The organism is Methanobrevibacter sp. UBA412 (genome assembly GCA_002495685.1).
GTDB lineage: Archaea > Methanobacteriota > Methanobacteria > Methanobacteriales > Methanobacteriaceae > Methanobrevibacter_A > Methanobrevibacter_A acididurans.
The window spans coordinates 68,080-92,935 of the sequence record DAGJ01000002.1; the positions used below are offsets into that span (position 1 = coordinate 68,080).

Consider the following 24,856-nt stretch of genomic DNA (forward strand, 5'->3'; position numbering starts at 1 on the left):
AAGGGTTGTGAAATTTTTTTTTAGTGAGATAAAAAAAACAGGATATAAATCTTTTAATAAAGTAGTAGGAGCTTGTGGGATAAGATAATGGTTATTAAAGAAGATGAGGAAGTGGAGTTTAATTTATTTCAACAATTTTATTTAGAGGATAAATTGGATGATGAGATTAAGCAATTTACTATTACCTCAGAGGATATATTGGATAAGTATAAGAGTGGTAGTTTAAGTGAGGGTGATGTGTTAAGTGTTCCTTTTAGTTTTGATAAGGTGGATGAGTCTAGTTTTATTAAAATTAATAGTATTAGTGAGGATAAGATTCATTTATCTTATTGTCATGTTAATCATATGCTTGAGCGGGAACGTAAACATGAGAGTGAAATTGAACAGTTTAAAAGGTTAGGGTATCCTAATGAGTTACATAAAGGTTATATCTTAATTGTGTGAAATGATGAAATTATATTTTATAAAATATTTTATTTATTATAGTGAAATGGTAATATGAGAAAATTAGTAGGGCCTATAATTGTTATTTGTATTGTGATTGCTATATCTGCATTGTTTTTAAGTGTAGTTATACCTCACGAAGAAGCAGAGACAACTGACACCAGTAGTGTTAATAATAATCCGGATTTACCTCATGATATGACGGTTACTCCATCTAGTGAAGTTGGTAATGGTATCCATGTAATTAAGGAGAATAATAATGGTGTTTATATTGCTAGTTTGAATAGTAATGATGGGCAAACTTATTATTTTACTAGTAGGGAAACTGTTTATAAGTTATATAAAGTTAATAAGGGTAATTGGACTGAACCATTTAATTGTACTGTTAAAAATGGTACTGTAAATGGTGTTGAAAGTGCTCATATTGTAACGGATATTAATTAAAATTTAAAGGAAAATGAAACATTTTCCCCCTTAACTACTATTTTTTTTATGAATAATTTTTAATATAATGAGAATCTAATAATATAAATAATTATAATTTTAAAAAAATATTTTAGGTAATGATATATTAATTAAATAGGATTTAACTTTTTTAGGGAGAATGTTTTATTTATGAATAAGCTAGATAGTGATGCTGAATCTAAACTTAAGGAGTATATTAATCAGAAATATGATTATATTAGAAGATTTGGTTATGAATTTTATGGTGATAATAATATTTTTTTATACTCTGAGCATGATATAAAGGATATTGAAGTTAATGATGAAGATGTGGATTTTATTGAAAACTTATTAAATGCAAATTTTATTGGTTTAATTAGTCTTAAAGGGAAACATGGCTTCTTATATCAATTAAAATAAAACATTTATTTTTATAATCTTATTTTTTCCCTTTATTTTTTTTTAACTTTTTTTTAAATCCTACTTTTTTAGAAAACAAATTTTAGTGTAGTAATTTTTTATGTTATATGAGAAGAATTTTTTTGAAAAAAATCCAATGCAAGTGGATGTAAGGGTTGCTCTTACTTATCCTAATGATTATAAGACTGCTATGAGTAATCTTGGGTATCAAATTGTTTATGGAATGTTAAATGATCGTATTGATATGTATTGTGAACGTGTGGTGATGCCTTTTACACGTAGTATTGAGACTGGTAGTCCTTTACATGATTTTGATGTTATAGCTTTCAGCCTGCAGTATGAGGAGGATTATTTTAATGTTCTTAAAATGTTGGATGATGCTGGTATACCTTTAAGACGTGAGGATCGTGGGGATAATTTTCCAATTATTATGGCTGGTGGTCCTTGTGCTAGTAGTAATCCTAGTGTTTTAAGTGATTATATTGATATTTTCATTATTGGTGAAGGTGAAGAAATCTTAGATAAGGTTTTTAATCGTTTTGCATTTATGGTTAATCCTCATAGTCAATTAGAGAGTTTAAGTAAAATTAGTGGTGTTTATCTTCCAGGAATTAGTGAGGGTAGTGTGGATTTAGAGATTGTTGATAATATGAATCAGGCTTATTATTCCCGGAATCCTATTATTACTGAGACTGATAATCCTGATTTTAGTCCTGTTTTTGGTGAGGCTATACTTTTAAATATTAGTCGTGGTTGTAGTCGTGGTTGTAGGTTTTGTATGAGTAGTTACTTGTATAGGCCTCAAAGGGAGCGTAGTGTTAAGAGTCTTGTTGAGTATTGTGAAAATGTTAAGAATCAGTATGGTTTAAATCGGGTTGCTTTTATTGGTGCAGCTGTTAGTGATTATTCTCATATTGAAGATTTAATAGGAGAGTTAGAAAGTAGGGGTTTTGAGATTAGTGTTCCTAGTATGCGTATTGAATCTATTACTCATAATATTCTTGTTAGTTTGAAGCGTAGTGGTTTAAAGACTTTGACTATTGCGCCTGAGAGTATTTATCGACTGAGAGTCAGGATGAATAAGGATATTAGTGATGAGGAGATTTTTAATCTTGTTAGTGATGCTCTTAGTTTAGGTTTTAACTTAAAATTCTATTTTTTAATAGGTTTACCTACAGAAACTGATGAAGATATTGAAGAGTTAATAGGATACATTAAAAAAATCAATAACTTGCCTAAGAAAATTAAAAATAAAACAGTAAGTAGTGATAATATCACATCTGGAAGTGATAATTCTACAGGTAGGATGAGTTTCAGTATTAACCCTGTAATTCCAAAACCTCACACACCACTTCAATGGTATCCTTATGATATGAAATCCAATAAGAAAAAAATAAAACACTTAAAAAAAGAGTTAGGACACCTTAATATTAAATTTAGCAGTGCACGAATGGGTTTAATCCAATACATCTTAGCATGCGGAGACCATAACACAGGCAAACTCCTAGAACAATCATTAATCGTGAAACTCAGTACCCAAGATTGGTTAAACAATATACCATCCTATGAATTAAATGATAACTTACCATGGGATAATATAAATGTACGTGCAAATAAAGAATTCTTAAAAGAGGAATATAATAAAATATTAAATAATGAATTAACACCATGGTGTGAACAAGACGGTTGCTATAATTGTGGACCATGCAAACCAGAATTAAGGAAAATTAAAAAAACTAAAGGAGTGTATTAAATTTATGGTTAAACCTGCAAAAAGAGTAGAATCAATAGAATTAAGTCAAATACGTAAAATGTTTGAAGCAACAAATCCAGATGCAATAAATCTTGGAATAGGTGAACCTGACTTTCCAGTACCAAGAAATATTAAAGAATCAATGAAACAAGCCATAAATAAGGATTATACACATTACACTCCAAATAAAGGTTTTGAGGATTTACGTTTAAAGATTTGTGAAAAATTCCAAAAAGACAATAAAATCACCACTACACCTGATAATGTTATAGTAACTAGTGGAGCTAGTGAAGCATTATATGATTGTGCACAAGCATTATTTGAAAAAGGTGACAATGTATTAATACAAGACCCTGGATTCTTATCTTACGATGCAATTATAAGACTTGCTGAGGCAAATCCCATACCCGTAAGCACACCATTAGAGGATGATTTTAAATTAAAAGCAGACAGTGTAAATGAATTAATAAGTCCAAATACTAAGGCTATAATAATTAATAGTCCATGTAATCCAACAGGAGCAGTTATAGATAAAAAAGATATTAAAGGTATTTGTGAACTTGCAGAAGATCATGATTTCATGATTATAAGTGATGAAATTTATGAAAAAATCATTTACGGAGACAATAAACATTATTCTCCAGGAGCTTACACTGATAATGTTATAACACTTAATGGTTTTAGTAAAACTTATGCAATGACAGGTTTAAGAATTGGATACATGAGCTCACCCTCAGATATTACTGAGGAATTATTAAAAGTTCATCAATATAATATTGCATGTGCTAGTAGTATTGCACAGAAAGGTGCATATGAAGCTTTAACTGGACCACAAAACTCTGTTAAAAGTATGGTTAAGGAGTTTGAAAGACGTAAAAATCTTATTGTTAAACGTTTAAATGATATGGGTTATGAAACACCTGATTGTGAAGGAGCATTTTATGCTTTCCCAAGAATTAATAAGCCAGAAGAGTTTGTTAAAACTGCAATGGATAAAGGAGTAATCTGTGTATTAGGTAAAGCATTTGGACCAACTGGCAAAAAACATGTTCGGATGAGTTATGCTAATAGTTATGAGAATATTGAAAAAGCAATGGACATATTAGAAACAATATAAAAAAAATTGGTTATGGGTTGGTGTTTTTTAGAAAATGGCAAATATATTAAGACATAAAGAAGGAAGAAAAGCTGTATTTATAGCTATAATAGGGAATGTTTTCTTAACTATATTCAATATACTTGTAGGGGTAAATAGTGGAAGTTTTGCTTTAATAACTGAAGGAGCACATACATTATCTGATGTTGCAACTAGTATAATAGCTTTTCTCGGATTTGAGGTAGGTCAAAAACCTGCAGATGCAGAGCATCCTCTTGGTCATGGTCGAGCTGAAGCTATTAGTGGACTTGTAATTGTTATATTCCTTTGTTTGGTTTCATTTGAAATATTACGATCTGCAATTATTAAATTATTCTTTGGAGGGGAAATTACAACCCCTACACTTTTAGCTGCAGGAATGGCAATAGTTGGTTTAATTATTAATCTTCTTATTAGTCATCAAATAATTAAGATTGGTACAAGTATTAATAGTCCAGCTATAGTTGCAGATGGTCATCATCAAAGAACTGATCTTTTTAACAGTCTTGCAATATTAATTGGTGTTATTGTTGCTAATTTAGGTTACCCTATTATTGATCCAGTGGTTGGTTTAATTATTGGTGTTATAATTCTTTACACTGCATTTAAAGTAGGTAGGGATAATATTAATAATATTATGGGTAAAGTTCCTTCAGAAGAGTTAATTCAAGAGATTCATGATACTGCTGAAAGTGTTCCTGGTGTTTATGGTGTTCATGATATTCGTGTGAATTATTTAGGTGCTTATGCAACTGCTACTTTACATGTTTCACTTGATCCTGATTTAAGTTTAAATGAGGCTCATAAGATTGCGCATCTTGTTCAAAATAAAGTAGATGATAAGGTGGATCTTATTGAAGGTGTTACTTGTCATACTTGTCCTTTAGGTTTAGAATATGATCATGAGCAACCTATTGATGAATAAAAAAAATTAAATCTTTCCTTATTTTTTTTCTCATTTTTTGTTTAATTAATTTTTAAGAAAAATTTAGTTAGAATTAGTGTTTATTTTGTATTAAGTTATAATTTTAGAATAAGTAAAGAAACGCCGGGAACGGGATTTGAACCCGTGTGATCCATGGGATCATCGGATTAGCAGTCCGACGCCGTACCAAGCTGGGCCATCCCGACATTTGTATTTTAAAAAAAGTTAATCTTTTTATTTAATAAAAACATGTTTTATTAAATTAGATATTCATACAATTTGTATTTTGTATTTGAATATATATAAAGTTTTACATTTTTACTATTTTTTTATAAAAAAATGGCATGTTCAAAAGTGGACATAATTCAACGATGTTGGTTATCTTAAAAGCTAACTCCACCTCGCGGTTCTACAAGCATCAGATGTCAACAGTAGAGCTGCTCCTTTCCAGGCCTGACACATTCCCACAATAAATATGATTAACTTATGCCCTCCAGCATAAATCCCATAACCACTGATCCTGCAGGACGAGACTTCTATATTAGCTTCTAAGGCCAGCATAGCATCCAAATGCCGCCTTTTGAACTTCGACCGCACCCAAGGGGATTTGTGCTTACAAAGGACCCCTAACCCTCCAGTCTAGCCAATACTAATTTAAGTCTTTAATCATATATAAATGTTAGTAAAAAAAGGAAATATTAATTGAAAATAAAATTAAAAAAAATTTAAACCATTTAAACAAATGATTTTATATTATAAATCTTCTTTAATTGCTTTAATTATATCACCATCAGATATAATACCAACAATTTTCTCATTTTCCATAACAGGTAACTGATTAATAATATCACTATGAGGGGCTTTATCATTCATTAAACAAATTGCCTCTACTAAATCATCATCAGGTGAGACAAAAGCAACATCAGTTACCATAACCTCATTAACAAGGGTTCCTAATTGATAGTTATCTAAAATAAGATTGTGTCCTAAATCAGTTGCAGATACAATTCCTACCATTTTATCATCTTCAACTACAGGCATTGCACTGATCTTCATTTTCATCAGTTTTTCAAATGCAAATACAACCTCCTCATCAGGTGTGGTTGTAAACACATCCCTTGTCATTAAATCCTTAACTTTCTTGTTTTCCAACATTTTTTTCTCCTCCATATGTTTTAGTAATATACTTTATTATTGAATCAATTGTTGTGATTACATCAATGTTCTCAATTACAGGAACATCATAGGTTTTAGCTTGTGATACAATATAATTTTGAGTTTTACGAATTGCATTGAAATGTTCTAAATATCTTTGTAATGGTCTTCTAGCCCATGTTTGCCTACATCTAGAGTAGAATCTTCCTTTGTGCATTTTTTCATTACTTAAGGATAATGTGAACATTACAACATTATCTTTTTCCATTAAGTCTTCTCGTATGAAACCTGGAACAATATGTACTCCTTCTATAATTATACTAATTCCTTCTTTAAGTGCTCGCTCTATTACAGCTTCTACTCCTACACTTACGGTTTCCACGTGACTTTTATATCCTACGATTATTGCATCATATTCTGGTGGTGGGGGTACACGTAGCACATTACATGCTGTGTAACTAGATTCATGTATTACAGGACTTAATTCTTTGGAGACTATTTTACGCATTACTTCACGTATCATATCTGTACTAACCATATTTTTTATCCCTAAACGGTTTGCTATTTCAAATGCTATTGATGATGTCCCTACACCTGATGCTCCACCAATTAGGATTATTAATGGTTCTTGGCTTTGTCTTATTCGTCTCCAGTTTATATATTTCTCTGCTATTAAAGGATTTTCTTTCTTTAATTCTGTAACTATATATTCAACTAATTCATCAACAGATATTTTAGTTATATTATTTTCTTTTAACTTGGATTCTATTATTGCAGCCATAGCATATGCTCGGTTAGGCCCTACTTCTGCACGAGTTAATGAACGGGATAATACTCCTTTTGAGAAGGGTTCTGTATATTTTTTCCCATTAACGGTTCCTTCAACTAAAATCATAGTTTAATCAAATCCTTTTATATTAAATATAGTTTATTAATCCTTTTTTTAAAGGCTTCTAATGTTTTTAAATTTAAAAAATCCAATTTATTATAATTGTTTTAATACTTAAGAACATTAAATAACAGTTTTTCATATTATTATAATTTAGTATCTAAAAAAAAATATTAATAAGTTTTTCTATTTAATCTTAACAGAAAAAATTAGTAAAAAAGGATTAAAATAATAATTTTATTTATCAATTCTTTTAGAATCTGTAAATAATTTATCCCCAGATTTATAACCTATTAAACACATTAATACACATAAAATACTTATTATTGTAGTAATTAGTAAGGTTATTTGGGAACTAAAGATTAAACCTGGAAAATTTGATGGTTTTATAATAACATTACCCATAATTAATGCAAATATTGTTGTTAAAATACCTACACTTGCAGTTTGCCCTATTATTCTCATTGTTGCTACAGCTGATGATGCCATAGGCGTATCTTTTGGAGGCACACTACTCATTATTGTGTTAACATTAGGTGATGCGAATAATCCATAACCTATCCCTTGTAAAAACATTGAAATTATAATAACATATAATGGGGTTGTTTTATTTAATGGTATTATTAATAATAATCCTATTGTAACTATTCCCATTCCAATTGCTGATATTTTTTGTGGATCAAATTTATCTGAGAGTTTTCCAGAGAATGGTGATACAATTGCCATCATTAATGGTGTTACTATTAATAATAATCCAGTTATTTCTGTGTTGAATCCTCTAATGTATTGTAAGTTATAGTTAAGTATAGTTGATACTACAAATGTTGCAATATAACTTAGTATACTAGCTAGATTTGATGATAAGAATTTCTTGTTTTTGTATAAATTAATATCAAATGCTGGTTGATTGGTGTTTATTTCCATTTTAGCAAATAGTATTAAGAGTATTATACCAATTAGTGTAATTATTAATCCTTGGATTGTGTTAAGTGTTGAGAATCCATAAATTAAGAGTAGTATTCCTACTGCAAATATTGTTGATCCTTTCCAGTCAAATTTTTCATTTGCTCCTTTAATCCATTCGTCTTTAATAAATAGTAATAGTATTATGTTTATAATCATTACAGGTACCATTATCCAAAAAATACTTGCCCATCCATAGTGGTAGGTTAATATTCCTCCTATTACTGGTGCTAATGCTATTCCAATATAAACACAACTAACATTTATTCCTAATGCTTGTCCCCTATTTGTTGTTGTTATTGCTTCAGTTATCATAAGTATTGTGTCTACACATAATCCCGCCCCACCTATTCCTTGAATTATTCTAAATAAAAATAATAAGGGTATAGTATTTGATAGTGGTGTTCCTATTGTTCCGATTAGCATTAAGATTAATGACCATAGGAATGTTTTTTTAATTCCATATTTTCCACATAGTTTTCCAAATGGTATGGCGAAAATTGCCATTGTTAAAAGGAATATGTTTGTTACCCAATTTTGCATTATATTACTTAAACCAAATACAGTTGCCATTTGAGGTAATGCTATAGGTGTTACATTTCCAATGTATGCTCCGTGTAGTGCAGCAAGTGATGCTGCTGCTATTATTATTATATCTTGTTTTAATTGATTTTCCATAATATTTTTCCATTTTTAAAAAGAAAATTTGTTTCATTTATATAAACAAAAGTATAAAGCCTTAAAAGTTTATGATTGTATTAATTTATCTTTAGATTTAACACCAATATAAGAAGCATAAGCAGCTAGTATACTAATAATTGTAACAATTATAAATGTGATTTTGATAGAGAAAATTAATTCTGGGAAATTAGCAACTGCAATAACAACATCTCCCATAATAATTGCGCAAATAACAGTGAAAACTGTCATACTAATAGTTTCACCCATAACACACATTGTAGCAAGGGAAGATGAAGCCATAGGAGTATCTTCTGCTGGAACACTGCTCATTATAGTATTATTATTAGGTGATGCAAAGATTCCATAACCTATACCTTGGAAACATAATGATAATACTAAAACTGGTACTGGAATATTTTTATTTAAGAATATTAAAATAAATAATCCAATTGTAACAAGTCCCATACCTAAAGTTGTTAATTTTTGAGGATCCACTTTATCTGACAAGTAACCTGCAAGTGGTGATGAGACCGCCATAAGTACTGGTGAGATTGCAACAAGCAAACCAGTTTGTGCTGTATTCCAACCCATAATATATTGAAGATAATAAGATAAAATTGTTGTAACAGCAAAAGTTGCTACATAACTTAATAGGGAAGCTAGATTACTTGATAGGAATCTTTTATTCTTGTATAAACTCATTTTAAGGATAGGATCAGGTACTTTTAATTCAGTTTTTATAAACAAAATTAGTAAAACTACACCTATAATTGCTAGTATTAAACCTATTGGTGAAGTGATATTTGAAAATCCATATATAAACATTATTATTCCCATGGCGAAGACTATGGATCCTTTCCAATCAAATATATCATTTACTCCTTCATACCAATCATTTGGAATTAATAAGAGGACTATGATATTGAGTAATACAAATGGTACCATTACCCAGAAAATGCTTTGCCAACCAAAATCATAAATTAAAACCCCACCTAAAAATGGTGCTAAGGCAATTCCTAAATATACACATGCAAGATTAATACCGAAAGCTTTACCCCTGTTTTCAGGTGATACTACCTCTGCAATTATTAATGGTGTGTCAACTGATAAGCCTGCAGCACCAATTCCTGATAGTATCCGAAAAGCAAATAAGAGTATTGCTGAATTAGATAATGCTGTTCCTATTGTACCAACAAGGAAGAGTATGCAGGAGTAGATGAATGTTTTTTTAACACCATATTTTCCACAAATTTTTCCTAATGGTACTGTAAATACTGCCATTGTTAAGATAAATGATAAAGATACCCAATTTTGGAGGATGTTATTTAATCCGAAAGCTAATGCCATTTTAGGTAATGCTACACTTGCAACATTAGCACTGTATGATCCATAAAACACACCTAAACAAGAAGCTAAAAGTGCATATATTCCTATTTTTTTATCTTTTTCCATTTTAATAAACATCCCATAAAAGATTAATTTTAACTTATACTTTTTTTAGTATTTTAATTTATCATTAGATTTCATACCTACTAATGATATTAAAACACTTATACCTGCTAAGATACATGCAATTACTAGTGCATAATGACAGCTTAACCCTAAACCAGAATAGACTTTTGGACTTATTACAACATCCCCAATTACAAATGCAAATATTACAGTTAATAATCCCATAGCCATTGTTTGACCTATAACACGCATTGTAGAAACACTTGCAGAAGCCATACCAGTACTTTCAATTGGTACACTACTCATTATAGTATTAGTATTTGGTGAGCTGAATATTCCGAAACCTGCCCCTTGTAATAGCATTGCAATTATAACAATCCATAATGGAGTATTTTTATTGAGGAAAGTTAATATGAATAATGCTAATGTTACAAGTCCCATACCAAATGCTGCAAGTTTTTGAGGATTAACCTTATCTGATAGTTTACCTGATTGTGGAGTTATAATTGATTGAGTTAAAGGTGTGGCTACTAATATTATACCTGTCATTTGACTTGTATATCCACATATATATTGAAAATGATAATTAAGAATTGTAGTAACCCCATAAATTGCAACATAACTTATAAGAGAGGCAATATTTGAGGATAAAAATTTATGATTTTTAAATAATTTAACATCAAAAATTGGGTATTCCACTTTTAATTCATACAAAGCAAAACACAAGAGAAATATTATACCCATAATGGTTATAAACAATCCATTTAATTCGTTAAGTATGGTAAAACCATACATAAAACAAATTATACCTATAGTGTAAAATATTGAGCCTTTATAATCTATTGGATCATTTTCCCCTTCCCTCCATTCGTTTGGAACTTTAACTAAGATTATGGCAATTATTAATAAAACAATTGGTATTGTGATTAGGAATATACTTTGCCAACCTAAATTATAGGTTAAACTACCTCCAAGAAATGGTGAAAGTGATAATCCAATATAAACAGCACCAATATTTATACCTAAAGCTTTACCACGATGTTCTTCTGGTATGGCTTTAACAAGCATAGCAACAGCAGTTACAAAAATAGCTGAAGAAGCGGTTGCTTGAAAAACCCTGAAAAAGAATAAGATTGCTGCATTGATTGATAATATTGTACCGATTGCTCCTACTGCAAACATGGCCTCTGAGATTAAAAATGATTTTTTCAAACCCCATTTACTGCAAAGTTTACCGAAGGGTATACTTAAAACTGCAATTGTTAAAAGGAAAATATTTACAACCCAATTCTGTAAGATAATGCTTAAATTGAAATAATTCGCAATTTGAGGTAAAGCTATAACTGATACATTAGATGTGTATGCTGTTATAAAAGATGCTAATGATACTGCAATTATTAAATAAAAATTCATTGATTTATCATTTTTAGACAAAAAATTAAACTCCTTGAATAATTAATATTTTTCTTTTGATTTTTAGAAATTAAATTATAAATTAGTGTATGAAAATTAAAATAAAATAAAAAAGTGGAGGGGGTTTTATTATTAAAAACTCCTCCTAAAAAATGAATAAAATAAAAAAATTTTTTTTAGTTTTTAAACTGTTAAATCTTCTTCAGTATTGTATTTGTCTTTAGAGTGTATACCTACAAGACAGGTTAATACAGCTATTACACATAATATTACACTTATTATACAAGCAATTTTACTACTGTACATTAATAATCCATAATATTTAGGTATTATTGGAACACTGCCCATAATAATTGCAAATAGTACTGTTAGCATACCACTACTTAATGTTTGACCTATAACACGCATTGTAGCAACTGCTGATGATGCTGAAGGTGTTTGTTTTCGTGGCACACTACTCATTATACTATTAGTATTAGGTGAACTGAATAAACCATAACCTACCCCTTGTAAGAACATTGCAAATCCAATTACATACAATGGTGTAGTGTCTGTTATGAATACAAGTATAAATATTGCTATTGCTACAAGACCCATACCTATTGCTGCAAGTTTTTGTGGATTTATTTTATCTGAAAGTTTACCTGCAAATGGTGCAAGTACTGCCATCATTACAGGTGTTATGATTAATATAAACCCGGCACTTTGTGAATTCATACCCATTATGTATTGTAAGTGGTAATTGATTACGAATGTTATGACAAATGTTGCAAGATAACTTATAAGTGATGCAATATTTGAGGATAAGAATTTATGATTTTTAAATAGTCTCAGTTCAAATATTGGATACTTTTGACGTAATTCAAATGCAGTAAAACCGATTAAACCTATTAAACCAATCACAGTTAGGATTAATCCAAGAGTAGTGTTGATTATAGTGAAACCATAAACAGCACATATTATAGCAATACTGTAAATTACAGAACCTGGAATGTCTATTGGATCATTTTCTCCAACTTTCCATTCTGATTTGATTTTTTTAGGTATTAAATATAATAGTAAGATTAAGAATGGTATTACAATATAGAATATACTTCTCCATCCAAGGTTATAGTTTAATATTCCTCCAATAATTGGGGCAAGTGATAATCCGATGTATACTCCGGTTACTGTGATTCCTATTCCTTTTCCACGTTCTTGTGGTGGTAGTGCTGATACTACTAATGCTGTTCCACAAACATTTAATAATGCTCCACCGATACCTTGTAATGCTCTAAATCCTAGTATTGTTGCTGTGTTAAATGATAATGCACAGCCTATTGATGCTAATAGGAATATGAACACTCCAATGATTAATGATTTTTTCAATCCTTTTTTACCAACTAGTTTACCTGCAGGTATACTAGCTGCTGCTATTATTAAAAAGAAGATTGTTGCTATCCAGTTTTGTTGAATATTACTCATCCCAAATTCTAGGGCTATTGTTGGTGATGCAATTACAGTTGCATTACTTAGGAATGCTGTTAGAAATGATCCTAAGGCACATGCAAATATTACATATTTTTGCATTGATTTATCAACATTCATAATTTATCGTTATTTTAAACCTCCAAATTTTTATATTTTTTAAAATATAATTTTTATGGAAAATTTTCTTATTCAGTTAAGTCTATTATATTTGCAGTGAAGTCCATGTTATCATCCACATCAATGAGGATTGCATGGTTTTCTTCTAATGTTCCTGGATTAAAAATGATAGTGTCTCCAATTTTATCTTCACCTATTGCTTCATGTACATGACCACAAAGATTTATGTCAGGTTGGAATTCTTCAATGATTTTACGTAAACTAATACTTCCAACATGATTACCATCAGGAATTTTATCTACCTCTGTATCAAATGGGGGAGCATGAGTAAGTAAAATTTTAATTACTTTAGCATCATCTTTATAAACAAAGTCAAATTCTGCAAATAATTCTTTTAAAGCATCATATAAATCAGGATCTTGGAATTCACCTGGAGTGTCAAATGGTGTTGGATTACTACCACCAAAACCAAATAATATAACATCTTCATATGCTACTAAATTATTATGGATACAAACTGATTCAGTATCATTTATAGCATTACATATTCCTTCAGGATCACAATTTCCTGGAATACATATAACATCTACATCTTTACTTGCTATGTTATCTATAAATTCTGGGACGAAATCTAATGGTCCGAAATCAGTTAAATCTCCACTGACTAAAACTAAATCAATATCATTATTTTCTAAGTATTTATCTAAATTAGGATTAGATTTTCCATGAATATCACTTATTGTTAAAATTTTCATAAACTATCACTCAGTATTATACAAATTTTTTTATTACTATATTAAAGTGTATAAGAACTATAATAAAAAAGTTTATACTTGAAAATTTTAAAAAAAATAAGGTATACCTTGTAAAAAAATGTTTTATTTAAAAAAAGTTGTATTTTATGAAATTTTATATGAAAAGAGAGGATTAAAGAAAATATTAAGTTTATTTAATAGTCTCTTTTTTATTCTTCATTGAAGAATGGGGCCATTTCACGAAGGCCTTTTTGAACGTTTTCTTTATCACCATAAAATGATAATGTTACGTCGTCTTCAAATTCAATTATTAAATTAAAATATTCAGCTATGTCTTGGACTCTTTCTTCTGATATGGGTTTGGTGAGAGTGATTCTTCCACTTGAAAATCCGGGAGGTGTGTTTATTACGAAATGTGAACCTAATTGTGGAACTTCAACTACTTTTTCACCTTTATTTGCTTTTTTAAGTGCGATTTCCCATTTTTCCACATATGTGGGTCCTACTTTTTTAGCTAAACTTATTAGAGATTCTTGGATTCGAGTTAGGCTCATTTCAGCATTCATGTATTCTTTCATCATTTCTGGTGCTGTTTTGTCTCTTTTGTAAAATCCTATTTGGGATCTTACTAGTCCTAATTCTGTGTTAATAGTGTGTGGTATTTCATATCCTTTTTTTTGTAAGTCGGATAGTAAATCCACAGTTATCATCCAAGATTGTTCTATTGGTAATGGGTTCATAAGTGTCCTTCTAATATTTTAATAGTTGAATTGTTTATTTTTGCATCTTCTTCTTTTAATTCTTCTTTGATTTGTTCAATATTATCATAATTTTCTAAGAAGAGAACATGGTGACTTGTTGTTCCTGTAATATCTAATATTGCGATTTCTGTTTCTGGTACGAGTTCTTTTCCTTCGATTGTTGATTTGAATTGTACGTATGGTGCCATGTCTTCTGGTACATCTTTGTATCTAAATATTCCGCCTAGTGTTGCTATAAACATTGTTTTTAAACTCCTTTAAAATTTTTTTTTAAATTTTTTTTCTTTGTTTAAGATTTTAATCATTTTCTATATTTACTATTTTATGTTAAATATATTTTATTGTTATTATTTATAAAGAACTATAAAAATGTTTGTATAATATAAAACTAAATTTTTTTTGAATAAAAAAAAGGGAAAAGATAAAAAAAACTTTTTATCCAAAATCCCTTTAATTAATTAAAGAAACTATTAAAAATTTTATTCTCCGAGTTTTGCGAGAACTTTATCAGCAGAAATTACTTGAGCATCAAAAGTTAATTCTTCAGCACTTAAACCCATAGCTAAACCGTAAAGTTGAGCTAAATGGAAAACAGGTATATCAAAGTTAGTACCGTATTTTTCATTTACTTCTTTTTGACCTACATCAAATTGTAAATGACAGAATGGGCAAATATCAATAATACAGTCTACTCCAGCTGCATCCATGTTTTGGAGTTTTTCATAAGTGTAACTAGTTGTTACATCTTTATCACGGGATCTTAAACCTCCACCTGAACCACAGCACATCATTTTTTCAGCATAAGGGACAGATTTAGCACCAGTTACTTCAACTAATTCATCAAGAATAGTTGGGTTTTCTGCGCTTTCTTCAATATGAAGTTCAGCTGTTGGTTTAAGGAAGTGGCAACCGTAGTGTACAGCAACGTTTAAGTTTAAAGATTTGGTAAACATAGATTGAAGTTTATCTAAACCTATATCATTGTATAAGAATTCAGCTAAATGTCTAACATTAGTTGTTCCTTCAAATTGTTTATCAGTAGTTTCAGCTAAAATACCATTAATTTCTTCTTTTTTAGCAGCGTTATCTTTTAATAATCTGTTACAATCAGATAAGGAACCGAAACAACCATTACATTCGGTTAAAACATCATCACCCATACCTTCTGCAATAGAAAGGTTACGTGCTGCAATACTTGCCCAAGTGTTTTCATCGAAAGAACCGAATACTCCAGGAGCAGGACAACAGGAAGCTCCTTCCATATCTTTAAGTTCTACGCCTAATTTATCAAATAATAATCTTGTTGATTTTTCTATACCAGGATAACGATTTTCCATGATACATCCTAAAAAATATGCAATTTCCATTTTATTAACTCCGTATAATCATTATAAATTTTAATTTTTTATTCTTTTAATCCGCCAGTACTTTCATCATATCCGATTAATTCATCGAAATCACATTTTTTACAAATGTTTTGTACTTCTTTTAAAGATTCAGGGAATGAATGAGTTGTAGGTGGTAATTCTGGAAGACCAATTCGTTTTCTCATTGCTTTAGTTGCATCATTAATTGGTACTCCGTGACCAGTGTTCATTACGAATACTCCAGTCATTTTGTGTGCTTTTGCCATGTATCCTGCATGAGAAGCTTCTCTACGTGCTTGTTTTACAACATCTACAATTTTTACTCCTCTAGGACATCTTTCTTGGCAAGTGTAACAAGTAGTACACATCCATAATGCGTCATCGGTTATAACTGTTTCTTTTAATCCAAGTAAACAGTTTCTAACTAATTTTCTTACTCTGTATGGGGTTTTTCTTCCTGATGGGCATGTTCCTCCACATGTACCACATTGGAAACAAAGATCCACACTTTCTACACCTGCATCGATGAATTTTTGATGGAATTCTTCATCCATTGCATCCATACCATATACTTCGTTATCGTCTAATAAAGTCATTTTATCGCTCTTTTTATCTTTTTTAGTTTCTTCTTTAGAAGGTTTTTCTTCAATAATTTCTTCTTCAGAAATGTTGTTTTTAACAACTTCTTTATCAAGTTCTTCTTCTTGGCTGATTACTTCATCAAGATCTAATTCATCAATTTCTTCTTTTGGAGTTTCTTCTTCGTCAGGAATTTCAATTTTTACAGATTCTGGTTCTTTTGGAGTTGGTTTTTCAATTTCAACTTTTCCTTCATCTTCAGGAGTTACTACATTAACTTCTGGTGCTTCAGGAGATTCTGGTTCTGGAGTTATTACATTAACTTCATCTTCAGGTTCTTTAGAAACTTCGGGTTTTGTTGAAACTTCAATTTTAACTTCTTTTTGAACTTTTGGTTTTTCTGCATTTTTTGAACTTGTGACTTTAGTTTTTGAAACTTTTAAAGTTTTTGTTTCTGTTGAATTTGATTTGACAGAGTTTTCGTTAGAAGCAGATTTTCGATATTGTTTTATTTTTTCAACTTTGTCTTCAGAAGATGTCTGTTCTGGTTGGGAAGGTTGTTCGATGTCTTGACTTTGATGTTGAGCCTCATATTCTGCTTGGCTTCTTTCAATATCATCTTTAGCTTCTTTAACCATATCTTTTAATTTTTTTAATACAGACATTTATAAACACACCTTGGATAATCACTGGTCATTACCTCAAATCCTTAATTATAATTACTTAAATTTGATATATAAAGCTTACTAAAAAAATTTAAAGTGTCACCTTAAAGGTGACAATTATTATCTTATACATAAAAAATAATGATTTAAGAAAACCTATAAAAAATAGTTAAAACAAAATAAGAAAACATGACAAAAAAATTCGAAATAAAAAGCCACGACGGACCTGGAAGACTAACCAAAAAAAACAATAAACTAACACCAAACTTAATAGACTTAAAAAAACACCATATAACAAAAGACACCGAAACAGCATACAATGTTGAAAAAGAAATAGCCGAATATGGGGTTAGAAAAACATTAGAACAAGCACAAAAAGAAACCAACGTCAAGATAGCAGTAATTCAAGGAAGTAAATATATCGACTTAAGATGTAAATGTGCAGAAGAATTAGAAAACTTAGGCTTTGATAATTTAATAATTGCAAACTCTGATGATTTACTCCTACACCCACAAGACTTAATAAACTTAATCATAAAACTACGAGAAACCTTAAAACCAACAACTTATTTAATATTCCCATTTGCAGAAGCATCATTCATACCTTTACTCTCATACTTAGGAATAGATGCATTTAACATTGAAACTGCAGAATATTATGCAGCTTTAAATGTTTTAATAAGTCCAACAAAAAATTATGACTTAGAAACTTATCCAATCTACAATTTCACACCTCAAGGATTAATCAATTATAATAAAAAAACATTAGACCTTGTATTACGTGAAGTACGTGAACATATGCATAATAATTCACTTAGAAACTTAGTAGAGGAACGTACAAATACCAGCCCACAAAATACTGCAGCATTACGTATCTTAGATAAGGACCATTCAGATTACTTACAAAAATATACACAATTATACTAAAAAAAAGTAAAAAAAAGTAAAAAATTTAAGATTTATATGGATTAGATGCACTATAAGCTACACCATTAACATATAAAGTATAAGAACCATAATTAATAGTTCCAAGATTAGTTAAACTAGACACATAACTGTTTCCAGTTAAAGTCCAAGTAGATCCAGATCCAATAGTTACACTAGTAGTTCCATAAGAACCTGATGGATTAATAGCACCAGTATATGTACTTGAACTTAAAGTATAACTAAGACTACTAATTGAATCAACTATAATATTACCAGTTAAATCTTCACTAAGAGCATTGAATGTTAAGGTTCCACCATTAGAACCACTAGTTCCCCATTCACTTTGACTACTAACTTTTAATATGCATTTAATGTAGAAGTACCTACAGCAGCATCTCCACTCATACTTTGATAAATGAAGAATCCACATGAATCCACATATCCACTACTATTTGCACGATTACCTTTAGCATAACCTGTTAAATTACAATTATTTAATATTATACTGTTTTTACCTTCAATACATCCGATTTCTGCAACATAAGAAGTACCTGTACAATTAGTAGCACTTATAGAACCTGTTGAATATATACATGGAGAACCTGATCCACTAGTTTGTCCAACACCAGTATTTAAAACACAATTAGTTGCATTTACTGTACCTTCACCACGATCAGTAGCAAGAGCAGCACAGCTTCCACCACGAGTATTAATAATAACATTATCTGCTATGATTGTTCCACCATAAGTTGCATCTAAACCACGAGATTTATCTTTATATGTTGAAATATTCACATTATTAACATAAGCTATAGCTCCAAAATTAGAACTAGCACTATTAGTTACAAATATAGCATTTGCACCAGTAGCATTAGTAATAATAGAACAATCACTAATATTTAAAGTACTTTTAGCTAATACTAGTACTGCTGCATTGGTTCCATAGAAATCAGAATTTTCAGAGTTAGAACTTGATACATCACCAGTTTTTGTAATAGTTGAATCTGTTAAATTTAAGTTTCCACCATTCTTTACAAGAATTACATTTGTATCAGAAGAACTTGTTGAATAAGCACCATTAGATGCAGTGACTGTTTCTCCATTCACAACAAGTTTACCTTTACTAGTAGTATTATTACTTGTACCATTACTAGTTACAGTTATAGTTGTTGCTGCAGAAGAATTAGTGTAATTATCCTCACCTGAGAAACTTGCACTTACAGTATAAGATCCTGGATATAAGTTTATTTGTAGGTCTGCTATACCATTTGTATCTGTTGTTGCCCAATAAACTTTACTTGCACCATCACTTAAACGAGTAAGATTTAATGCTATATGATTTCCTATTATAGCAGTTCCGTTAGCATTTTTAAGAGTTGCTGTGAAGTTTTCACCAGCACCATAAACTTCTGTAAATGGTTGTACGATTAATACAGTACTTGATTTATTTGTTGTTGAATTTGTTACAACGATTATTGTATTAAAACAACTACTGGAAGTGTAATTTAATGTATCGTTTCCTTCATAACTTGATGAGGAAGTATAATAACCTGAGTATAAATTGATTTCTAGTTCTGCTATACCTTTTGTATCTGTTGTTGCCCAATAAACTTTACTTGCACCATCACTTAAACGAGTAAGATTTAATGCAATATGTTGTCCGCTGATAGGTGTTCCGTTAATTGTTGTTAATGTTACTGTGTAATTTTCACCAGCACCATAAGTTACTGTAATATTATTTCCAGTTAATGTGGTTGTTGGACCTGTTATATTTTCTATAGGACTTGGTCCGGTACCATTAGGACTAGTACCATTAGGCATATCAGGCGGAGTACCATTACCAGTACCATTAGGTATCTCAGGTGGAGTGGTATTTCCATTATCAGTTAAAATATTTCCAGTATTTGCCTAATCTGAAATGTTTGTTGATTCAGATGTTACGGGTGTTGTATTCGTATCTGAGGCAAATGCTAGAGGTAGGGAAATTAAAGCAATTATGGAAACAAATAATAAAGAGAATATTAATGCTTTTTTAGCTTTCATATTAATTTTTCCTCCTTTTAATCTAATTTTATTTTCCTTTTTTTTAGAATTAAATGATTGAGGAATAAAACCCTTTTAAATTATTTTTTTTGTTTTTTGAAATTTTATTATTAGAAGATTTTATTTCTAAAAAAAAACTTTTCATTTTATTTATTTAAAAACTGTAAAAAAAATTTTTTAAATGGTGTTTTTTACAGTTTCTGTGCTTAATAATAACTGGTAAGTCTTATTTAAAGTTTTCCTTTATTTTTCTATTTATTGTTAAACTGTTTTTATATTAACAAATGTGTTTTTTGTAAGATTTTTTTATAAATAAGAACAAAGTTTAGGCATACCTAAACATTTATATAGTTCTTTTGAACTAAAATAAAAACAGATTTAGGTAAACCTAAATTTATAATTTTTTTAAAAACAAAAAAATAGAAAAAACATAAATAAAGAGGTTAAAAAAAAGGATGAAAAATAAAAACCAAAAAAGAAAGGAGAAAAACATAAATTAAACAACCTCCACGACGGAGAATACGGCAAAATAGTTTCCTACAAACATATTGAAAACCAAAACCAACAAAAACAAGAACAAAAAGAACTCAGAAGACATTTAATGAGTATGGGATTCGTGGAAGGTGCAGAAATAAAATTTATTAAAAAAGCACCACTAGGCGACCCTTGCAAAGTAAGGATTAAAGGATACGACTTAGCACTCAGAAAAGAAGAAGCAAAAAACATTGAAGTAAAAATAAACTAAAAAAAAATATTAATAAACCGGTAAAATGACCAATGACTCCCCCCACTATATAAAGAAAGGTTTTTCCTTTATTAAATTTTTAAAAAGGACCACAAACGGAGAGTTCATCAATGATAAAAACGGAGAATACCCAAGATGAAAACAATTAAAATAGGTTTTGCTGGAAACCCAAATGTTGGTAAAAGTACTCTTTTTAATTACCTAACAGGTATGCACCAACACGTAGGAAACTGGCCAGGAAAAACCGTTGAAAAAATGGAAGGAACTTATAAATTCCAAAAAAATAATAACAAATTTGAATTTAACATAATTGATCTTCCAGGAAATTATAATTTAAGTGCAAAAACAATAGAAGAACAAGTATCCATTGACTTCATTGTAGATAAAGAGAATGATGTAATCCTAAACATTATAGATGCTGCTAATATTGAAAGAAACATGTACCTAACAGTACAATTAATGGAATTAAAGGCAAATATGGTAATAGCTTTAAATATGAATAAATTAGCTGAAAAAGAAGGATACAAGATAAATGAGAAAAAAATATCCGAGCTACTTGGAATTCCAGTGATAAAAATAGAAGCAAGTAATGGACAAGGAGTAAATCAGTTAGTTGAAGAAATAATAAAAGCTAAAGAAAACCCTAAAGATTCCAGTGAAAAATTAGTTTATGGATATGAATTAAAAGAGCACTTAAAAGAAATAAGTAAAGAAATAACTAAAGATCCAGAATTATTAGATGTTCCAGATTCTTGGACTTCAATTAAATTATTAGAAAATGATGAAATCATAACACAAAAAGTTAAAAACTCAAGAGATGGAAAGCAAATAATAAAAAAAACAGAGAAAGTAAAAAAACATTTACAAGAAGTTTTTAACGAAGACACAGAAGAAATTCTAGCTAATGCAAGATACGGTTTTATTGATGGACTTATAAAAGAAGCTGTCCTAAAACCACAAATAGATAAGGAAACAACTACTGATAAAATTGATAAAATTGTAACTAATCGTATACTTGGAATACCAATATTTTTAATTATAATGTATTTAACTTTTCAAGTAACATTTGCAATTGGAACACCAATACAAGATTTAATAGATACTGGTTTTGGAATGCTTGGAAATCTTATACTTGGAGTTCTTGGAGAATCATTTTTAAGTAGTTTTCTTGTTGATGGAATAATAGGAGGAGTAGGTGGAGTACTTACTTTTTTACCAATAATTTTCTTACTATTCTTTGTATTAAGTATATTAGAAGATTCAGGATACTTAGCTCGTGCAGCATTTGTAATGGATAAAGTAATGCATAAACTAGTAGGCCTACATGGGAAATCTTTCATCCCAATGGTTTTAGGATTTGGATGTTGTGTTCCTGGTGTAATGGCAACACGGACATTAGACAGTAATCAAGATCGTTTAACAACAATGTTAGTTGTGCCTTTTATGAGTTGTAGTGCAAGATTACCAGTATATGCATTATTTACAGCAGCATTATTTACAGCATACCAAGGAGAAATAATATTCAGTTTATATCTTTTAGGTATTATTGTGGCTATTATTGTAGCATTAATATTTAAGAAAACATTATTTAAAGGATTATCAACCCCATTTGTTATGGAATTACCCACATATAAAGTTCCAACATTAAAAGGTGTACTTATACATACTTGGGAAAGAGGAGCAGTTTTCCTTAAAAAAGCAGGAACTATAATACTTGCATTATCTATCATTGTATGGATATTAAGTAGTTTACCTGTTGGTGTAAGTTATGGATCTGAGTTTAGTTTGACTGGACAAATTGGATCATTTATAGCGCCAATATTCAGTCCTTTAGGTTGGGGCCAATGGCAACCATCTGTAGCTATATTATTTGGAGTACTAGCTAAAGAAGTAGTTGTATCAACATTCAGTTCACTTTTCGGAGTTGCTGAAGCAGGTGCAGGTATAACATTAGCATTACAAGGAATGTTCACTCCACTTGCAGCATATTCATTCTTAGCATTTGTATTATTATATATGCCATGTTTTGCAACTGTAGCAACAATAAAACGTGAAACTAATAGTTGGAAATGGCCAATAGTTTCCATGGTGTTATGTTGTAGTGTAGCATACATTGTATCATTCATAATTTATCAAGGTGGTATGCTTTTAGGATTAGGATAAAATTTAAAAGATTAAATCTTTATCCTTTATTTTTATATAAATAAAATTTTTTAAAAAAATATAAAAACAAAAAGGAGGTGAATAATATGTTAAGTAGAAGTGGAATATTTGGAGTTAAAAAATTAGAACCTAAAAAAGAAAAAGAAAATAAAGATGATAAAAAAGATAGTGAAAAAGAATAAATTTTGGAGGATTTTATAAAAATGCAATGCAGATTATGTGGATATGAATTTACAGAAAAGGAAGCTAAAAGTAGTTGTCAGAAAACACAAGGTTGTAGTAAATGTAATTGTAACTTACTTATATGCCCCAAGTGTGGATATGGAAATGATCCATCATTTGAAACCGAGTTTGGTTTCATTGAAAAATTAAAAGAAAAAATTAAAAGAGAATAAAAAAAATATTGGAGGGATGATTTTATTTACCCTAACTTAAAATAAATCATGAAATATGAAAATTAATTCTAAAAAATATCTAAAAAAAGTTTTTAATTTCTTTTTTGGATGTTGTAACTAAAAAAAAATTAATAAATAAATATATAATACTTTTTTTAATTAACAAATACTATATTTTAGCAGGCCCCATTAGTTTTACAATGTCTTGCACCTGAAAAACTTAAACCAATGAAACTCATAAAGAATGTGAATCCTTTTTCAAATAATTCATCTTCACTGTACATATTATAACTAGATATAGTTCCATTATTAAATTTTTATTCTATTAATTCTTCTAGTTTCTTTTTTTAATTAATTATTTTTTTCAATGTCTAGTATTAATTAATTCAGCAGCAGTTTCTCCAGTAATGGCAAAATGAAGTTTATTTTGAACAGTAGCATAAAAAGTTCTAGCGATTTCAGAATCTTTTTCATAGTCATAACTACATTCTGCAAAGAGGTCCGTTACTTTTTGATAAAATCTTCTTTCACTTGCTCTTATTCTTTGTATACGTTCTAATAATTCATCAAAATAGTCTTTATCTATTCTAGTACCATTTATTAATAATTCATCATCTATTACAAAACCTTTAATCATATATTCTTTTAAAACACTATCAGCCCATTGTCTGAATTGGGTTGCTTTTTTACTATTCACTCTGTATCCTACAGCAATTATTCCATCTAAATTATACCATTTAGAAGGTCTTCCGCCCTTCATAGGGTTTATTAAGGAATCCTTAATAAATTCTGTTTGGTCTTTAAATAACTTTTTAGAAGTAATACATACTTTATTCTCATTTAATTCGCCTTCTTGAAAGATATTTTGCATATGCATACTAATATTTGAAGGAGTTGTTTCAAAAATATCTGCTACTGCTTTTTGACTTGCCCAAAAAGTTTGATTATTTTTATCTACTAAGAATTCAGAACTTACAGCCCCCTCATTACTTTTATATAATATTGATTCAATAATCTCAAATTTATCACCCATTATAATGTTCCTCCTTTCAGCTTTTGTAATTAATACTGTGTTATTTATAATATTTAAGTTGTCAACCAGAGAGGAAAGTAAGATTTCAAGTAAAAAAGGAGTGATTAATTCTGGATCAAGAAAAATATTAAAAAAATAAGGTAAAATTTTGAATCAATAAAA

The 24,856-nt window shown here is 29.5% G+C and carries 24 protein-coding genes, 1 tRNA gene, 1 other RNA gene and 1 pseudogene; 11 read left to right on the top strand and 16 right to left on the bottom strand.

Annotated features, from left to right (window positions below; all coding sequences use genetic code 11):
• Positions 1–87 precede the first annotated feature (87 nt).
• The 6 genes from BP997_RS00370 to BP997_RS00395 all read left to right on the top strand — a co-directional run bounded on the left by BP997_RS00370 (position 88) and on the right by BP997_RS00395 (position 5,121).
• Complete coding sequence (locus tag BP997_RS00370) at positions 88–444, top strand: hypothetical protein (RefSeq protein WP_413828619.1); 357 nt, start codon at positions 88–90, stop codon at positions 442–444.
• Between the two features lie 54 nt (positions 445–498).
• Positions 499–888, top strand: a complete 390-nt coding sequence (locus BP997_RS00375) for a hypothetical protein (protein WP_413828621.1) — start codon at positions 499–501, stop codon at positions 886–888.
• Between the two features lie 171 nt (positions 889–1,059).
• Positions 1,060–1,308, top strand: a complete 249-nt coding sequence (locus BP997_RS00380; RefSeq protein ID WP_373845697.1) for a hypothetical protein — start codon at positions 1,060–1,062, stop codon at positions 1,306–1,308.
• 100 nt (positions 1,309–1,408) lie between these two features.
• On the top strand, positions 1,409–3,061 hold the full coding sequence (locus BP997_RS00385) for a radical SAM protein (RefSeq protein ID WP_413827292.1): 1,653 nt from the start codon (positions 1,409–1,411) through the stop codon (positions 3,059–3,061).
• Positions 3,062–3,065: 4 nt separating this feature from the next.
• Positions 3,066–4,178: a pyridoxal phosphate-dependent aminotransferase gene (locus tag BP997_RS00390; protein ID WP_413827295.1), complete on the top strand. Its 1,113-nt coding sequence runs from the start codon at positions 3,066–3,068 to the stop codon at positions 4,176–4,178.
• Positions 4,179–4,212: 34 nt separating this feature from the next.
• Positions 4,213–5,121, top strand: coding sequence for a cation diffusion facilitator family transporter (locus BP997_RS00395; RefSeq protein ID WP_413823622.1), 909 nt, complete (start codon positions 4,213–4,215; stop codon positions 5,119–5,121).
• 121 nt (positions 5,122–5,242) lie between these two features.
• Here BP997_RS00395 and BP997_RS00400 read toward each other — a convergent pair.
• From BP997_RS00400 to hdrC, 13 genes are all read right to left on the bottom strand, one after another.
• Positions 5,243–5,327 (bottom strand) — tRNA-Ser (locus tag BP997_RS00400).
• 130 nt (positions 5,328–5,457) lie between these two features.
• Positions 5,458–5,771, bottom strand: an RNA gene (gene ffs, locus BP997_RS00405) — signal recognition particle sRNA.
• A 103-nt stretch (positions 5,772–5,874) separates the two neighbouring features.
• Positions 5,875–6,276, bottom strand: coding sequence for a CBS domain-containing protein (locus BP997_RS00410; protein ID WP_409197860.1), 402 nt, complete (start codon positions 6,274–6,276; stop codon positions 5,875–5,877).
• On the bottom strand, positions 6,254–7,171 hold the full coding sequence (locus BP997_RS00415; RefSeq protein ID WP_413823620.1) for a 2-phosphoglycerate kinase: 918 nt from the start codon (positions 7,169–7,171) through the stop codon (positions 6,254–6,256). Before BP997_RS00415 ends, BP997_RS00410 begins: the two co-directional genes overlap by 23 nt.
• Before the next feature lie 231 nt (positions 7,172–7,402).
• On the bottom strand, positions 7,403–8,806 hold the full coding sequence (locus BP997_RS00420; RefSeq protein WP_413828622.1) for an MFS transporter: 1,404 nt from the start codon (positions 8,804–8,806) through the stop codon (positions 7,403–7,405).
• 69 nt (positions 8,807–8,875) lie between these two features.
• On the bottom strand, positions 8,876–10,261 hold the full coding sequence (locus BP997_RS00425; RefSeq protein WP_409197863.1) for an MFS transporter: 1,386 nt from the start codon (positions 10,259–10,261) through the stop codon (positions 8,876–8,878).
• Between the two features lie 45 nt (positions 10,262–10,306).
• Positions 10,307–11,695 (bottom strand): MFS transporter, encoded by a 1,389-nt coding sequence (locus tag BP997_RS00430; RefSeq protein ID WP_409197864.1) that lies wholly within the window; start codon positions 11,693–11,695, stop codon positions 10,307–10,309.
• A 162-nt stretch (positions 11,696–11,857) separates the two neighbouring features.
• The gene (locus BP997_RS00435) at positions 11,858–13,261 is read right to left on the bottom strand and encodes an MFS transporter (protein WP_409197865.1); all 1,404 of its coding nucleotides are present in this window, start codon (positions 13,259–13,261) and stop codon (positions 11,858–11,860) included.
• Positions 13,262–13,329: 68 nt separating this feature from the next.
• Complete coding sequence (locus tag BP997_RS00440; RefSeq protein ID WP_409197866.1) at positions 13,330–14,016, bottom strand: metallophosphoesterase family protein; 687 nt, start codon at positions 14,014–14,016, stop codon at positions 13,330–13,332.
• A gap of 209 nt (positions 14,017–14,225) precedes the next feature.
• A complete protein-coding gene (locus BP997_RS00445) occupies positions 14,226–14,756 on the bottom strand; it encodes a DUF2096 domain-containing protein (RefSeq protein WP_409197867.1) in 531 nt (176 codons plus the stop codon).
• Positions 14,753–15,019 carry a DUF749 domain-containing protein gene (locus tag BP997_RS00450; RefSeq protein WP_409197868.1) on the bottom strand — a complete coding sequence of 89 codons (267 nt, stop codon included), beginning with the start codon at positions 15,017–15,019 and terminating at the stop codon, positions 14,753–14,755. Before BP997_RS00450 ends, BP997_RS00445 begins: the two co-directional genes overlap by 4 nt.
• A gap of 237 nt (positions 15,020–15,256) precedes the next feature.
• Positions 15,257–16,144: a CoB--CoM heterodisulfide reductase subunit B gene (gene hdrB / locus BP997_RS00455; RefSeq protein WP_409197869.1), complete on the bottom strand. Its 888-nt coding sequence runs from the start codon at positions 16,142–16,144 to the stop codon at positions 15,257–15,259.
• 38 nt (positions 16,145–16,182) lie between these two features.
• Positions 16,183–17,037 carry a CoB--CoM heterodisulfide reductase subunit C gene (hdrC, locus tag BP997_RS00460; protein WP_413828631.1) on the bottom strand — a complete coding sequence of 285 codons (855 nt, stop codon included), beginning with the start codon at positions 17,035–17,037 and terminating at the stop codon, positions 16,183–16,185.
• A gap of 540 nt (positions 17,038–17,577) precedes the next feature.
• Between hdrC and BP997_RS00465 the strand changes: the two genes are divergently transcribed.
• Entirely contained in the window at positions 17,578–18,315 is a 738-nt protein-coding gene (locus BP997_RS00465) for an archaeosine tRNA-ribosyltransferase (RefSeq protein WP_413828305.1), read from the top strand.
• A gap of 25 nt (positions 18,316–18,340) precedes the next feature.
• Here BP997_RS00465 and BP997_RS00470 read toward each other — a convergent pair whose 3' ends face one another.
• Positions 18,341–18,745, bottom strand: coding sequence for a hypothetical protein (locus tag BP997_RS00470; RefSeq protein ID WP_409197872.1), 405 nt, complete (start codon positions 18,743–18,745; stop codon positions 18,341–18,343).
• Positions 18,673–20,136, bottom strand: a complete 1,464-nt coding sequence (locus BP997_RS00475; RefSeq protein ID WP_413828624.1) for an Ig-like domain repeat protein — start codon at positions 20,134–20,136, stop codon at positions 18,673–18,675. Before BP997_RS00475 ends, BP997_RS00470 begins: the two co-directional genes overlap by 73 nt.
• Before the next feature lie 97 nt (positions 20,137–20,233).
• Between BP997_RS00475 and BP997_RS00480 the strand changes: the two genes are divergently transcribed.
• The 4 genes and pseudogenes from BP997_RS00480 (at position 20,234) to BP997_RS00495 (ending at position 23,661) form a co-directional block, all read left to right on the top strand.
• On the top strand, positions 20,234–20,419 hold the full coding sequence (locus BP997_RS00480; RefSeq protein ID WP_413823611.1) for a hypothetical protein: 186 nt from the start codon (positions 20,234–20,236) through the stop codon (positions 20,417–20,419).
• A gap of 444 nt (positions 20,420–20,863) precedes the next feature.
• Positions 20,864–21,103: pseudogene (locus BP997_RS00485) on the top strand (FeoA family protein); the annotation flags it as partial.
• 135 nt (positions 21,104–21,238) lie between these two features.
• The gene (gene feoB, locus BP997_RS00490) at positions 21,239–23,266 is read left to right on the top strand and encodes a ferrous iron transport protein B (RefSeq protein ID WP_413823609.1); all 2,028 of its coding nucleotides are present in this window, start codon (positions 21,239–21,241) and stop codon (positions 23,264–23,266) included.
• A gap of 203 nt (positions 23,267–23,469) precedes the next feature.
• The gene (locus BP997_RS00495) at positions 23,470–23,661 is read left to right on the top strand and encodes a hypothetical protein (RefSeq protein ID WP_413823606.1); all 192 of its coding nucleotides are present in this window, start codon (positions 23,470–23,472) and stop codon (positions 23,659–23,661) included.
• A gap of 364 nt (positions 23,662–24,025) precedes the next feature.
• Here the strand turns inward: BP997_RS00495 and rhuM are convergent, their stop codons facing one another.
• Positions 24,026–24,694 carry a RhuM family protein gene (rhuM, locus tag BP997_RS00500; protein WP_413828302.1) on the bottom strand — a complete coding sequence of 223 codons (669 nt, stop codon included), beginning with the start codon at positions 24,692–24,694 and terminating at the stop codon, positions 24,026–24,028.
• Positions 24,695–24,856 lie beyond the last annotated feature (162 nt).